The sequence below is a fragment of the Devosia sp. genome, assembly GCF_035944845.1.
GTDB lineage: Bacteria > Pseudomonadota > Alphaproteobacteria > Rhizobiales > Devosiaceae > Devosia_A.
Genome location: NZ_DASZAW010000027.1, coordinates 16,141 through 31,069, shown reverse-complemented (window position 1 = coordinate 31,069; position 14,929 = coordinate 16,141). Strand labels below are relative to the sequence as shown.

Here is a 14,929-nt window from a genome sequence, read left to right as displayed (position 1 = left end):
CAACCGGGAGAGGTGCGCCGACGGCGGCCTCAGCGCCCTTCAACTTGCCTTTTTCACCTGCAACCCCACAAACGCCGAGATCGGCGACGGATGGCCGAACAGAAAGCCCTGCGCGGTGGCACAGCCTTCGGCGCGCAGGAACGTCAGTTCCTCGCGGCGCTCGACCCCTTCGGCCACCACCGGGGTGCCCAGGTAGCGTCCGAGTTCGACGACCGCGTGGACGATCGCTGCTGCTTGCGGGTTACGGTCGAAAGTGCGCACGAACGACTGGTCGAGCTTGATGCGCGAAAAGGGGAAGGCGCTGAGATGGGTCAGCGACGAGTGGCCGGTGCCGAAATCGTCAATGGCGACACGTACGCCCAGCGCTCGAACCTGCCGCAGCGTTGCGACCGCACGTGACAGGTCTCGCACCAGCGCCGTCTCGGTCACCTCGATTTCGAGCCGGGCGGGCGAAAGCCCGGTCTCGACCAGGACTTCGTGGATCTGCCGGGCGAAACCCGCATTGTGAATCTGCGCCGCCGAGACATTCACCGAAATGCCCAGCGGCACCCGCCAGCCGGCAGCCTCTCTGCGGGCCGTGCGCAGCACCCATTCACCGATCCCGAGGATCAGCCCGTTCTCCTCGGCGATCGGCACGAACACGCCGGGCGGCACCTCGCCGCGCTCCGGGTGATACCAGCGGAGCAGCGCCTCGAACCCGGTGACATCGCCCGTTACGAGGTCGACCTGCGGCTGATAGGCGAGGTCGAGCTGTCCGGCGTCGGCCGCAGCGGCGAGGTCGTTGGCGACGAGGCGCCGGTCGCGCAACTCGTCGTTCATCGCCGGCTCGAACAGGCGATAGGCGCCGCGGCCTTCCTGCTTGGCGCGATAGAGGGCCATATCGGCGGCCGACATCAGTTGCTCGGCGTTCTCGGCATCACCGGGGAAGGAGGCGATGCCGATCGAGGCCGAGATCGTCGCCTCGTCCGAGCGTTCCGTGACGTCGCGAGCAAAGGCCTGCAGCAGGCGCTGCGCCACGCGATTGGCGGCTTCGAGGCTTTCGGTGGCGTTGAGCACCACGGCGAACTCGTCGCCGCTCAAGCGGGCCGGGTAGCCGATCTCGCCGACTTCGCGCTGCAGGATCAATCCGACCCGGCGGAGCAAAGCGTCGCCCGCGGCATGGCCGTAGAGGTCGTTGACCTCCTTGAACTTGTCGAGGTCGAGGCACAGCACGCTGCAGCTCTGGCCATCGTTGCGGGCGACGTCGATGGTTTCGTCGAGCCGACGGCCGAAGCTCACGCGGTTGGGCAACCCGGTCAGCGCATCGTGGTGGGCGAGGAAGCGGATATGCGCCTCGGCCTGCTTGCGGCTCGACACATCGCGGATGGCAATGGCGCGTTGCCGCACGCCCTGAAACTCGATCTCGTGGGCGACCGCTTCGACCGGAACGATGGTGCCGGCGATGTTGAGGTCAGCGTCGACGGTAGCATTGGGCCGGCGCTCGAGCGCCTCGCACGCCGCCGAACTGAAGAAATCGAGCAGCGGTCGGCCTGTCGCATCGGCATCGGAGCCAAGCAGTTGCCGGAAGCTCCGATTGGTAGCGCTGATCGTCCCCTGGCGGACGATGACGATGCCTTCGACGGCCGCGTCCGCGAGTTCCCGCATGCGCGCGCTTTCGGCGCTGTGGCGCCGATCCCTGAGGTCGAGCAGCGTGCCGCCCATGGTGAGGCCCAGGATGATGGCCGAGGCCAGTGACAGCACCAGCCACAGCCAGGTCGGTGTACCATCGGCAACGATCGCGAAGCAGTCGGCGAAGCCGGCTGCACCCATGGCGGTGAAATGCATGGCGCAGATGGCGAGCGTCAGCAGCACTGGTGCACCCAGCCGGCCGCGCCAGGTGGTTGTTCGGGCCAGCCAGAGTGCCGCAGCGGCGAGCGCCATGCCGACGAGGATCGAACTGGCGACGAGGTTGCCGTCCCAGGCGATGTGCCCCCCGACCAGCACTGCCGCCATGCCGGTATAGTGCATGGCGGAGATGCCGAGTCCGACCACCGCACCGGCGAGGATCGAGTCCCCGCTCGAGGTGCCGATGGCGGCGAACCACAGTCCGCCGCCGACTATGGCGATGGCCAGCGACAGCGAGGCGAGCGTGGTTGCGATGTCGTAGCCGACGGCAACGCCAGGGTGAAAGGCCAGCATGGCGACGAAGTGAGTGGCCCAGATGCCAAAGCCCACTGAAACCGCTGCCACGCCCAGCCACGCCAGTTGCAGTTTGCCGGCGGTCCGCTGGGCGTGATGCAGCAGCGATATTCCGGCAAACGACGACAGCGCGCACAGCAACGCCGCTACGGCGACCAGCACCAGGTCGTGGTTGTTCAGTAATGTGGTGATGACGACCTGCAACAGGCGCCCCCCGATACTTCGTCCGGCGCAAGCTTTCGTACCGCCAGTGAACAGACGATTACTCGCTGTTGCGATCCGGCAGCCGGTTGTCGGGTGGGTGAATCAGGCGTCTGGCGCGCTGCTGGTAGAACTGCGTAGTGACGAGCGAGTCGATGACGCGGGCCCGAGCTGCGGGCGGAATGGCAACCCCTACAAGATGGCTATGGAACGCGAGGCCGGCCGGCAAGTTTCCGTACGGGGCTTGAGGAGCAGTGATGACGCAGCGCACGTTTGGGCCGGAGAAGCGCGACGGCAAATGGTACTTTTACGCCTACATCGATGGGCAGCAGGTCGAGTGGGGGCCGTACTCGAGCGAGGAATTCGCCATGGGAGCCAAGGACGCCATCGAGCGCCGGCTGTCGGAGGAAGCTGACAGGCCGGAGCCGCCGGCCGAGGTTGTCGGCGGGGAAGGTGGGTAAAGGCCTGGCGGTCGGCTATAGGCGGTCGGTCAGCCGCTATTCGGCCGCAGTCCGATCGGCGTAGTCCGGCGCATCCGGGCTGCCGGGGGCGGTTTCGGCGCCGAGATCGGGGAAGGCGACGATGCGCTGGTTGCGCAGGTCCATGCGCACCACCAGGAGCCCCCGTTCCTCGAAATAGGTGAGCAGGCGCCGGGCGCGGCCGGTGGAATGGGTGCCGTAGGCGCGGGCCAGCGCAGCGTCCGACGGGCAGGGCAGGGTCTCGACTGCCGCTCGCGCCAGCACCAGGAACACGCCCTGCACGTCGTCGGCGAGCTGGTTGGAGAGGGCGAGCGCGGTCTGCCAGGTTTCGGTCTGCGCCGTTTCCTCGGCGACGCCGGCGCGCACCACGGCGAGCTTCCGCCGGAAGGCCGGCAAAGCCAGCGCCTCGCCCGGCACGCGCCGGATGCGGCAGCGAACCAGGAAATCCTGATAGAGCACAGCGACCGAGCGATAGGCGGCGTCGCGGTCTTCCAGCAGTTCGCGGATGACGTCGTCGATGGCGCTGTCGCGCTCAGCCGGATCGACAGGCGGTTCGTCGGCGCGCGGCTGCGGCACCTGGGTGCGCACCAGCTGGGCGAGCAGATCATTCGTCGAGGGCGGTGGCGGCGGTGGTGGGCGGCGCACCGGGCGCACGGCTTCAGGGACCGGGGCGAAGATCAGGTCGCGGGCATCGGCCGGATGGTCCGGCAGCGGCATCAGCTTGGGGCTCGACGATCGCGCCGAAGTTTCCACCGCGCCAATCACCATCGGCAGCGGCCGGCGCGACATGGCCGGACCTAGCGCAATGAAATGGCCGCGATTGAGATCGCGGAACATTTCGGCCTGCCGCCGTTCCATGCCGAGCAGGTCCGCAGCACGGGCCATATCGATATCGAGGAAGGTGCGGCCCATCAGGAAGTTGGAGGCTTCGGCAGCGACGTTCTTGGCGAGTTTCGCCAGCCGCTGCGTGGCGATCACCCCGGCAAGGCCGCGCTTGCGGCCGCGGCACATCAGGTTGGTCATGGCGCCGAGCGAAAGCTTGCGCGCTTCGTCGGACACTTCGCCGGCAATGGCGGGAGCGAAGAGTTGTGCCTCGTCGACCACCACCAGCATCGGATACCAGTAATCGCGATCGGCATCGAACAGGCCACCGAGGAAGGCCGCGGCGCAGCGCATCTGCTGCTCGACATCGAGTCCCTCGAGGCTCAGCACCACCGAGACGCGGTGCTGGCGGACGCGGGCGGCAATGGTGGTGAGTTCGCTTTCCGAGCGCGAGGCATCGACGACGAGGTGGCCGTATTTGTCGGCGAGGGTGACGAAATCGCCTTCGGGGTCGACGATGCACTGCTGCACCCAGGGGGCGCTCTGTTCGAGCAACCGGCGCAGCAGGTGGGACTTACCGGAACCGGAGTTGCCTTGCACGAGCAGGCGGGTGGCCAGCAGTTCCTCGAGATCGAGCTTAGCCTCCGCGCCACCCTGCGCCACACCCATGTCGATCGCGACCTGCATGGACCCTTGCTAACAGATTCTCTGTCGGTTGCGACCGGAAGCAGACGGCCCCCTCCCATCCTCCCCCATGAAGGGGGAGGTGCCCTGCCGGCGTGGCAGGCACCATCGAAGACAGAGCCTCGACCTTCACCTCCCCCTTCATGGGGGAGGCCCGGGGGGCGTCTCTATCAGTATGGAGAACCTAAGCCTTCGTGGTCCGCGGCACGGCCGCCGTGTCGATGCCGAGCGTCGTCAGCGCCGTCGCCACGATGCCGGCCCGGTCCAGACCGGCCGCGGCGTACATCTCATTCACGCTGGCCTGTTCGGTGAACACGTCGGGGATCATCAGCGGGCGGAACTTCAGCTTGCCGTCGAGCAGGCCATGGCTGGCGAGGAAGGTCGCGGCGTGGCTGCCGAAGCCGCCGATGCCGCCTTCCTCGATAGTGATCAGCACCTCATGCTCCTTGGCCAGGCGCGCGAGCAGCGTCTCGTCCAAAGGCTTCAGGAACCGCATGTCGGCGATGGTGGGGTTGAGGCCATAGGCCATCAGCTTTTCGCCGGCGGCAATCACTTCTCCGAGCCGGGTACCGAAGTTGACCAGCGCGACCGATTTGCCTTCGCGGAGGATGCGGCCCTTGCCGATCTCCAGCACCGTGCCGCGCGGCGGCAGCTCGACGCCCAGCCCATCGCCACGCGGGTAGCGGAAAGCGATAGGGCCCTCGTCATAGGCCGCGGCGGTTGCCACCATGTGGCGCAGTTCCGCCTCGTCGCCGGCCGCCATTACCACCATGCCGGGAATGGCGCCGAGATAGGCGGCATCATAATTGCCGGCATGGGTCGGACCGTCGGCGCCGACATAGCCGGCGCGATCGATGGCGAAGCGCACCGGCAGGCCCTGCACGGCCACGTCGTGGATCACCTGGTCATAGGCGCGCTGCAGAAAGGTGGAGTAGATGGCGCAGAACGGCTTCAGCCCCTCGGTCGCCATGCCGGCGGCGAAGGTCACCGCATGCTGCTCGGCGATGCCGACATCGAAGATGCGGCTGGGGAACAGCTCGGCGAACTTGTCGAGGCCGGTGCCGTTGGGCATGGCCGCGGTGACGGCGACGACGCGCTCGTCGGCCTTGGCCTCCTCGATCAGGCTCTGGGCGAACACCGAGGTGTAGGACGGAGCATTCGACTGCGGCTTGGTCTGCGCGCCGGTGATGACGTTGAACTTGTTCACGCCATGGTACTTGTCGGCGGAGTTCTCGGCCGGGCCGTAGCCCTTGCCCTTCTTGGTCACCACATGGATGAGGATCGGGCCGGACTCGGCGTCGCGCACGTTCTGCAGCACATCGAGCAGGTCGTTGAGATTATGCCCGTCGATCGGGCCGACGTAGAAGAAGCCGAGTTCCTCGAACAGCGTGCCGCCGGTGAAGAACGAGCGGGCGAACTCCTCGGTCTTGCGCGCCGTCTCGTGGATCAGTTTGGGCATCTTCTCGGTGATCGACTTGGCGGTATCGCGGAAGCCGCGATAGACCGGGCCGGAGACGAGCTTGGCGAGATAGGAGCGCATCGCGCCGGTGGGCGGCGCGATCGACATGTCATTGTCGTTGAGGATGACGATAAGCCGGGCGTCCATGGCGCCGGCATTGTTCATCGCCTCATAGGCCATGCCGGCCGACATGGCGCCATCGCCGATCACCGCGATGACATTACGTTTCTCGCCCTTCAGCTCCGAAGCCACGGCCATGCCGAGGCCCGCCGAAATCGAGGTCGAGGAATGGCCGGCGCCGAACGGGTCGTATTCGCTCTCGGCGCGGCGGGTGAAGCCACTGAGCCCGTCTTTCTGGCGCAGCGTGCGGATGCGGTCGCGGCGGCCGGTCAGCACCTTGTGCGGGTAGGCCTGGTGGCCGACGTCCCAGATCAGGCGGTCATCCGGGGTGTTGAAGGTGGCGTGAATGGCGACGGTCAGTTCGACCACGCCGAGCCCGGCGCCCAGATGCCCGCCGGTCACCGAGACGGCGTCGATCACTTCGGCGCGCAGCTCATCGGCAAGCTGGCGTAGTTCGTCGCGTGACAGGGGCTTGAGGTCGGCTGGCGTCGATACGCGATCGAGCAGCGGTGTCTGCGACTTGTCCAAAATACCGATCCTTCGCCGGAACGGGCCGGTCTCTCAATGAGAGACTTAGAGGCTCGGGTTCGGCATTGCAACGCCCAGAAGGCGCGGCCTTTTAGCGTTCCGCGACGAGCTGCAAACCACCCGTCACGAAACGATCATAGGCAGGAATTGCGGCGTTGTCGGGAAGGAAGGCGACGCGGCCGGTGAGCGGGCCCAGTTCGGTGCCCTTTTCGAGATAACCCTCGGCTTCGGTCATTTCGGCCCAGAACGCGGTGGTCATGGGTACCGGCTGCACCAGGGTATCGTTGACGTGGTCGATCTCGGGGGCCACCAGGTCCATGTCACGCAGCTCGATCGACTGGTTCGGCTGGCGGCTGAGCGCCAGGTCGGCCAGCGCCTGCTGCATCGGCTCGGACGCGCCGTTGCCGCTGAGCGAGTTGAAGGTCATGTCGAACATGCCCTTTAGCGTGGAGAAGGTCTGGGGGCCGCCGAGCGAGGCAGTCTGGATGTTGCCGGCGCCCAGCAGCTTGTCCTTGCTCGGCAGTTCCGGCGCCACGGCGTTTTCCCGCTCGATGATCATCTTAAGCGCCTGCTCGGCGCCCGGATCGGGGCTGGTCGCGACATAAGCGGTGACCATCTCGTCGACCTTGGGCGACATCAGCACGCGCGGCTTCGGCAGCGGCTGGTCGATAGCGGCGAGCGCCGCGACGGCGGTCTGGCCCTCATCGCCACCGAGGGGCGAACGGGTGGCGAGCTGGATGCGGGCGGATTTGGTGGCCGGAACCGGGGCGCCAACCGCTTCGAAGGCCTTGGTGTCGATGGCGGGCGGCAGGGCGGCGACGTTGATGCCGTCCTCGGATCTGGTGCGGAACACCGGCACGGGCGCGACGACCTCGAAGGTCGGCACGACGCGCTGCGCCGGCTCTTCGGCCGAAGCCAGCATGATGGTCGCGCCGCCATCGAGGGTGCGCGGACGGAGCGCCGGGATCGGCGCGGTCTCGCCCGCGTTCTCAGCCAGCATGATCGCCGGAGCGTTCTCGTAGATGGCATCGCCATCGCAGGGCACCGTCCGGCACTTGGTCCACTGCGCCTGCGCGTAGGCGCGGCCCTCGTTGGAGAGCGGCTTGCCGTCGGTGGGCAGATGCAGGGTCTTGCCGTCGGGGAAGACCTTTTTCAGCTGGGCACGGGTCATGCGCGGCCAGGCGCGCACGTTGCCGGTATCCATGTGGACGAATGGGCTGCCGGAAGTGGGGTAGTAACCAACGCCGCCGACCTGGTGTTTCATTGCGGCTTCGCGGAGCTTGGAGAGGTTCACCCCGGGGATGAACACGTCCATCGCCTTGCCGCGCATATGCTGCGAGTTGTCGGCGACGCCCGATGATTTCGAGGCCAGCATCTTGTTGGTCTTGGGCGAGCGGTAGGACGAAACGATGTTGTAGGGCTGGCGGCCGCCGACTTCCTGGTACACTTCCCAGAGCAGGTCGAAGAGGGCCGGGTCCATCTTCGTGGGTTCTTTGGTGCGCCAGTCGGCGAGGAAAATGTTGAGCTCGCGCAGCACCTTCTGGTCATACTGGCCGTTGCGCTTGAAGGTGAAGCTGCCGGTCTGCCCGGTATGGGTGTGGTGCAGGTAGAGCGTGCGGTCGCCGCCGCCATTGGCAGCGCTCACCGGCGCGACGCTCGGCGGCAGAACGACGGTCAACGCCATCGTTGCGGCAACGAACAGCCGCGGCAAAGCCCGCCAAATCCCCAAAAGTTTTCCCGACACGCCCCGAACGACCCGTTGCAACCCAATAGACGAGATAGCCTAGCGCCAGTTCGATGAGAATACATTAACGCTAACGCCCGGTAACCCAAGTGAGGCGGGCACCATGCGGGTTTCTAGGCAGAAAATCCGGCTGAACCAAGGCCGAATTCCTAAGCACCCGTAAACGTTTGGCTTGTCACATTGTGGCGACGACATAGCAGAAGGGCCGGCACCGCATGGCGCCGGCCCTCGTTTCTAATCCCGAAACGACTCGATTGCTATTCGGCCAGCAGTTCTTTCAACCGCTGGTTCATGCCGTACACGTCGCCGTAGGAGCGGATGGTGCCGTCGGCATCGACGCGCAGGGTGAAGTACGAGATGTGCACCGGGATCTTGGTCTTGAGGTTGAACCAGCGCTCCTTGTCGCCGAATGCCGCTTCCAGCGTTCCGGCGCTCAGTTCGGGTTCGAGCGCCAACAGCGCGCCGGCGAAATCCATCGGGTTCTCGACCCGCACGCAGCCATGGCTGTAGGCGCGGAACGAGCGCGAGAACAGCGACTTGGACGGCGTATCGTGCAGGTAGATATCGTGCTGGTTGGGGAACAGGAACTTCACCCGCCCCAGTGCATTGCCGGCGCCCGGGCGCTGCCGGATGTGGAAGCGGTTGATGTTGGTCTGGGTCCAGTCGATGGCCGAGGCGTTGATCACCTTGCCGCCCGACAGCATTTCCATGTTCTGGCTGGCGAGATAGCCCGGGTTGGCGATCAGGTGCGGCTTGATCTCGTTGGTGGCGATCGAGGACGGCACGTTCCAGTACGGGTTGACGACGATATGCTCGATCTCGTCGTTGAATACGGCCGTCTGGTTCTTGGGCGTGCCCACGACCACGCGAGTGGTGTAGTGGACCTCGTCCTTGTTCATGATCCACAGGCGGAACTCGGGAATGTTCACCGTCACCTGGAAGTCGCCGTAGTCGTTCGGCTCCCAGCGCCAGCGCTCCATATTGGCGACGATGTCTTCCTTGGTGGTGGCCGAGCCGCCATTCAGCGCCGCGATGGTCGCCGGCCCGATGACGCCGTCGCCATTGAGGCCGAGGCTCTCCTGGAAGGCCTTCACCGCCACGACCAGCGGTTCGTCATAGTTGATGTCGACCGTTACCAGTTCGCCGGAGGTTTCCGGAATATCGGGCTCGGGCACGTCGAGGCGCTGGCGCAGCAGGGTGACGCGCTCATCCTGCATACCCGGCTTCAGGAGCTTGCCTTCGGGAATGGTGATCGCGGTATCCATCACGGCGCCATCGTAGAATTTGGCCAGGGCCGCCTTCAGCCCGAGGAACTCCGGCTGAGTCGGCGACAGCGCCAGCAGCAGCTTGTCGGGCTCGCTGCTGTCGGCGAGCTTCACCAGCATTTCGGCTTCGTTGATGCGCTTGGGCGCGATGGTCCAGGTCTTGTTGACGTCGAGCGGCGAAATGCGGCCGCCAAAGGCGTCCTGCGCATAGCGGATCGCCGCCGACGAGAAGGCAGTCTCGAGCGCCGCGAGCTTGGCCGGGTCGGTGCCGGCAGCGGCGACGTCGAGATCGGCGGTCAGGTAGTCCGACGGGCGGAAGCCTTCGAGTTCGGAGTCCTTGAAGACCTGAATGATCTTTTCGGCATTGGGGGAAAAAGCGATGGAGCCATCGGTGGCCTTGCTCAGCCAGAGCGGCTCGAAATGGCGTGCGCCGTAGAAGAAATAGAGCTTCTGGGTCTGCTGGTACGAGCGGGTGCCCTTTTCTGCCGCCGCATAGGCGGAAGAGAGCCCGGCCTTGATGATCCGCGCCAGTTCGGTCTGGGGCGGCGCAATGACGATGCGGGTGGTTTCGATGCCGGCGACGGTGACCGTTTCCTGGGCCAATGCCGCGAATGGCGATGCGAGCGCCACCGTGCCCGCCAACAACAAGGCCTTCAGCATAGTCATTAAGTACTCCGTGCCCGGCTCCGGGACTGGCAAGGGGCGGTGTGACCGGGAGGGTTCGGCACTTCTGCCCCAGATATCCATTTTGCTTAGCCCACAAATCTTAACGCTGACAATTCCTCGCGATTTTGTGAGTTCGGTCTGTGGACTTGGTGCAACTAACGCGCTTGCCTCAGGCAAATTCAGGCGGCGTCGCTCTCCAGTCCCTCGTCCAGGCCGTACTCGCGGAGCTTGCGATAGAGCGTCGACCTGCCGATGCCGAGCGCCCGTGCCACCCGCGACATGCGGTAGCCATAGTGGCGCAGCGCGAACACGATCAGTTCGCGCTCGACATCGGCGAGGGCGGCGACTTCGCCACTCTGGGCCACGAAGCGGTCGCTGACCGCTGCCTTGTCCACAACCTCGCGTAGTGAGGCAATAGCCTCGTCGATGTGAACCGGGGCTGAAGGGCCAGGCGCAGCCGACGTCAGCCGCAGCGCCTCGTCGCGCCCGGCGCTCAACGCGACGATCTGTGGAAAATCAGAGGTTTCCAGATAAGCAGCATCACTGAGCACCACCGCCCGGTACACCGCATTCTCGAGCTGCCGGACATTGCCCGGCCAGTCATAGTCAACCAGCAGCTTGAGCGCCGGTTCGGAAATCCCGACGATGCGCTTGCCGGCTTCGGCCGCGAGGCGGGCGGTGAAGTGGTTGACGAGAACCGGCAGGTCTTCCCTCCGGTCGCGCAGCGGCGGCACGTAGAGCGGGAAGACATTGAGCCGGTAGTAGAGATCCTCGCGAAAAGCGCCGGCCTTGGTGAGGTTGAGGAGCCGCCGGTTGGTCGCCGAGATGAGCCGCAAATTGACCCGTACCGGCTTGTCGGCGCCCAGAGGCTCGATCTCGCCGTCCTGGATTACCCGCAGGAGCTTCAACTGCGTTTCCATCGGCAACGCACCGACCTCATCGAGGAAGATGGTGCCGCCATGCGCATCGAGGAATTTGCCGGGATGGTCGGCGACGGCGCCGCTGAAGGCGCCTTTCCGATGCCCGAACAGCGTCGATTCGATGAGATTAGCGGGGATCGCCCCACAGTTGACGGTGACGAAGGGCTTGCCGGCGCGATCGCCCGAACCCTGGATGACCCGGGCAATGAGTTCCTTGCCGACGCCGGTCTCGCCTTCGATCAACACGGGAATGGTCGACTTCGCCGCCTTGGCGCACAGCGACAGCACGCGATCCATGCTGGGGGCGCGTGTGACGATGTCGGTGAGGGTCATGGTGCCGCTGAGCCGGCTGCGCTCGGTGCGCACCATGGTCTCGAGTTCGCCGAGCTTCAGCGCATTGCGCAGCGACATGATCAGGCGCTCGGGGGCGACAGGCTTGACGAAGAAATCGGCGGCGCCCTGGCGCATGGCGGTGACGACGGTATCGAACGAGGAGTGTCCGGTCTGGACGATCACCGGGGTGGCAAGGCCATCGCGACGCATCGCCTCCATCACCGCCATGCCGTCGAGATCGGGCATCACCAGATCGAGGATCATGGCGCCGATTCCCGGATCGGCGTGGAGCAGTTCGAGGGCCTGTCTGCCGCTGGTGGCCGTAACGGCGGAGAACCCGGCCCGGTTGGCGACCTCGGAGGTGAGCCGGAGCTGCACCAGGTCGTCATCGACTATCAGAACGCGCGTCATGGTCCCCCAAGGACTTTTAGTTGCACGTTTCGCCGCCGCGGCGAATCGCGCTGTGCCGTTTTGGAGCAGCATGTGTGGGGTGGGTTAAGAGGCGATTAAGCCTGCAGGATTTGCTATGGCCGGCTTAGAACCCAGCCTGCCGCGTGTGCCTGATGGCGTTGATAACGACGTCTTCATCGATCAGTACGTAGCGGATAACGTAGCCGCCATCGCCGAACGGTACGATGAGGTCGCGCGTGCCGTCGATCGTGTCGTCGGCCGGTCGGCCGCTGGCGGGAAAAGTGCGCAGTTGCCGCACCCCCTCGAGGATGATCTGGGCTGCCCTTGCAGCTGCCGGTGGACTGCTGCGTGCGAGAAAGGCCTCAAGCTCGACGAGGTTCTTGGTGGCCTCGCGAGACCATCTCACTCGTGCCATTCAGGCAACTCTGCATCCTCGCCGTTGGCGCGCTTCTCGAGCCAGGCCTCGACTTCCTCGCCGGTCAGGTGCAGGCCGGTCGACTGGTAGTCTTCCCAGGCGTGCTCGGCGTCGCGCTTGAAGCGCTCGCGCCGCTCCTCCCGCTCGACGAACTCGCCGATCGCCTGGCGCATCAGCCAATGGGCCGAGCGTTGCCGGCTGGTCGCAAGATGATTGAGCCGATCACGCAGGTCGTCTTCCAGCTTGATGCTTGTCGTGGATTTTCCAGCCATGGGTAGCTCCAGGTAACACCTGTTACTACCACGAGTTCGAGACTCGCGCCACCGCTTCCCATCGCGCTGCGCGCTGGCTAAGGTCCGCGCCTGATTTTCGAGCCTAGGTGAGACATGGATATCCGCAACCTGCCGCGTGCCGCAGAAGCTACAGCCCAGCGGGGTCACAACCAGCTCGGCGACATGCCGACGTGGAACCTCGACGATCTCTATGCCGGCAACGACTCGCCTCAACTGAAGGCGGATCTCGCCGCGGCGCAGGCCGACGCCAGGAGTTTCGAGGCCGACTTCAAGGGTAAGCTCGATGGGCTGGCGAAGGCGGGCAAGCTGATCGAGGCGATCAAGCGCTACGAGGCGCTGGGCGATCTCAGCGGCAAGCTCGGCTCCTACGCCTTCCTGCAATATGTGCGGAACACCCAGGATGCGGACAAGGTAAAGTTCCTCGGCGATCTCAGCCAGGCGCTCACCGACCTCTCGACCGGGCTGATCTTTTTCGGCCTCGAGCTCAACCGCATCGATGAAGCGGTGCTGGAAGCGGCGCTCGACGGCAACCCCGAGCTCGGCCGCTATCGCCCGTGGTTTGCCGAGCTGAGGAAGGCCAAGCCCTACCAGCTCGACGACAAGATCGAGGAGCTGTTCCACGAGAAGTCGGTGACCGGGGCCGGCGCCTGGAACCGCTTGTTCGACGAGACCATGGCTGCCCTCAAGTTCAACGTCGACGGCGAGGAGCTGAACCTCGAATCGACGCTCAACTACCTCTCCGACAAGGATGAGCTGAAGCGTGAGGCGGCGTTTAGCGGCCTGTCGAAGACGCTGCACGGCAACGAGAAGCTGTTCACCCACATCACCAACGTGCTCGCCAAGGACAAGGAAATTTCCGACCGCTGGCATGGCTTCACCGATATCGCCGATAGCCGCCACCTCGAGAACTCGGTGGAGCGCGAAGTGGTCGATGCGCTGCAGACCGCGGTACGCGCCGCCTATCCACGGCTCAGCCATCGCTATTACGCAATGAAGGCGAAGTGGTTCGGCAAGGCGCAACTCAACGCCTGGGATCGTAACGCGCCGCTGCCGACCAGCGACGACCGCATCTACGACTGGCAGGCGGCCAAAGACACGGTGATGGAAGCCTATGGCGCCTTCTCGCCGAGGCTGGTCGAGATCGCCGAACCGTTTTTCGAGAAGGGCTGGATCGATGCGCCGACCAAGGACGGCAAGTCGCCGGGCGCCTTCGCGCACCCCACGGTGCCCTCGGCGCACCCGTACCTGATGCTCAACTACCTGGGTAAATCACGCGATGTAATGACGCTCGCGCATGAGCTCGGCCATGGCGTGCACCAGGTGCTGGCCGGCCCGCAGGGGGCGCTGATGGCGCCGACGCCGCTGACGCTGGCCGAAACCGCCTCGGTGTTCGGCGAGATGCTGACCTTCCGCTCGATGCTGGCCAAAACCACCGACCCGACGCAGCGCTTCGCGATGCTCTCGAGCAAGGTGGAAGACATGCTCAACACGGTGGTGCGGCAGATCGCCTTTTATACCTTCGAGCGCGAGGTCCACACCCGGCGCAAACAGGGTGAGCTGACCACGGCCGATCTCAACCAGATCTGGCTCGATGTCGGCGCCGAGAGTCTCGGGCCGGCGATCAAGCTCAATGAGGGCTACGACATCTTCTGGGCCTATATCCCGCACTTCATCCATTCGCCGTTCTATGTCTACGCTTATGCATTCGGCGATTGCCTGGTGAACTCGCTCTACGCGCAGTACGAGAAATCGAGCGACGGCTTCGCCGAGCGCTATTTCGAGCTGCTGAAAGCCGGCGGCTCCAAGCACCACTCCGAGCTGCTGGCGCCGTTCGGGCTCGACGCCCGCGACCCGGGCTTCTGGTCACTGGGTTTGGGGATGATCGAGCGGCTGATCAACGAGCTCGAGGCAACGCAGCCAACGTAAGCGCGGGTCGGGCCGAAGCATCGGCAATTGGTCCAGCGTGGCGAACCGCCGCGCTGCGCTTGTGTGCTGTTCGTGCGCGAAGTATGAGAGGCGGAGTGGGGCAGTCTGGTTTCGGCGTGTGCGCTGGTTCGCGGCGCGATGGTCCGGGATCGGCGTCCCCTAGTGACGATCATTTCGACTGAGGACCTGATGGCCAAGAAACCCGCCGCCGCTGCAACGCACGAACTGCCGCCCGCCATGGACTATGAACAGCACGAGGCGACTTATGCTGGCTTCATCACGATGGTGAAGTGGGGCATCGTGTCGATGGTGTTCGTGGCGCTGTCACTCTACGCCTTCATCGAGGCGCATCAGCCGATCATCGGGGCGCTGCTGCTGCTGGCCATTCCGGTGCTCATCGTCGGTGTGATGGTGATGGGATCCCGCCGCAGCTGACGGCGGGATTTTTCTATCCGGTGACCGACACGGTCGGCGACTGACGCTCT

11 protein-coding genes are annotated in these 14,929 nt (G+C 65.2%); 3 read left to right on the top strand and 8 right to left on the bottom strand.

The genetic code is table 11. The features are described from left to right. Nucleotides 1-39: 39 nt before the first annotated feature. Complete coding sequence (locus VGV07_RS04005; RefSeq protein WP_326867396.1) at nt 40-2,382, bottom strand: bifunctional diguanylate cyclase/phosphodiesterase; 2,343 nt, start codon at nt 2,380-2,382, stop codon at nt 40-42. 254 nt (nt 2,383-2,636) lie between these two features. Between VGV07_RS04005 and VGV07_RS04000 the strand changes: the two genes are divergently transcribed. Continuing rightward, a complete protein-coding gene (locus VGV07_RS04000; protein ID WP_326867395.1) occupies nt 2,637-2,840 on the top strand; it encodes a hypothetical protein in 204 nt (67 codons plus the stop codon). A gap of 36 nt (nt 2,841-2,876) precedes the next feature. Here the strand turns inward: VGV07_RS04000 and VGV07_RS03995 are convergent, their stop codons facing one another. From VGV07_RS03995 to VGV07_RS03965, 7 genes are all read right to left on the bottom strand, one after another. Beyond that, a complete protein-coding gene (locus VGV07_RS03995; RefSeq protein ID WP_326867394.1) occupies nt 2,877-4,367 on the bottom strand; it encodes an ATP-binding protein in 1,491 nt (496 codons plus the stop codon). Between the two features lie 181 nt (nt 4,368-4,548). Next, complete coding sequence (dxs, locus tag VGV07_RS03990) at nt 4,549-6,471, bottom strand: 1-deoxy-D-xylulose-5-phosphate synthase (protein ID WP_326867393.1); 1,923 nt, start codon at nt 6,469-6,471, stop codon at nt 4,549-4,551. Nucleotides 6,472-6,562: 91 nt separating this feature from the next. Beyond that, nucleotides 6,563-8,182 (bottom strand): DUF882 domain-containing protein, encoded by a 1,620-nt coding sequence (locus VGV07_RS03985; protein ID WP_414649911.1) that lies wholly within the window; start codon nt 8,180-8,182, stop codon nt 6,563-6,565. A 290-nt stretch (nt 8,183-8,472) separates the two neighbouring features. Further along, nucleotides 8,473-10,146, bottom strand: coding sequence for a L,D-transpeptidase family protein (locus VGV07_RS03980; RefSeq protein ID WP_326867392.1), 1,674 nt, complete (start codon nt 10,144-10,146; stop codon nt 8,473-8,475). A gap of 179 nt (nt 10,147-10,325) precedes the next feature. Beyond that, complete coding sequence (locus VGV07_RS03975; RefSeq protein WP_326867391.1) at nt 10,326-11,810, bottom strand: sigma-54 dependent transcriptional regulator; 1,485 nt, start codon at nt 11,808-11,810, stop codon at nt 10,326-10,328. A gap of 124 nt (nt 11,811-11,934) precedes the next feature. Next, on the bottom strand, nt 11,935-12,225 hold the full coding sequence (locus VGV07_RS03970) for a type II toxin-antitoxin system RelE/ParE family toxin (protein ID WP_326867390.1): 291 nt from the start codon (nt 12,223-12,225) through the stop codon (nt 11,935-11,937). Then, entirely contained in the window at nt 12,213-12,497 is a 285-nt protein-coding gene (locus VGV07_RS03965) for a CopG family ribbon-helix-helix protein (RefSeq protein WP_055883035.1), read from the bottom strand. The genes VGV07_RS03970 and VGV07_RS03965 overlap by 13 nt, the downstream gene beginning before the upstream one ends. 114 nt (nt 12,498-12,611) lie before the next feature. Here VGV07_RS03965 and VGV07_RS03960 point away from each other — a divergent pair, with 114 nt between their 5' ends. Further along, nucleotides 12,612-14,444, top strand: a complete 1,833-nt coding sequence (locus VGV07_RS03960; protein WP_326867389.1) for a M3 family oligoendopeptidase — start codon at nt 12,612-12,614, stop codon at nt 14,442-14,444. Between the two features lie 189 nt (nt 14,445-14,633). Continuing rightward, nucleotides 14,634-14,879, top strand: a complete 246-nt coding sequence (locus VGV07_RS03955; protein ID WP_326867388.1) for an aa3-type cytochrome c oxidase subunit IV — start codon at nt 14,634-14,636, stop codon at nt 14,877-14,879. The last annotated feature ends 50 nt before the right edge of the window (nt 14,880-14,929 follow it).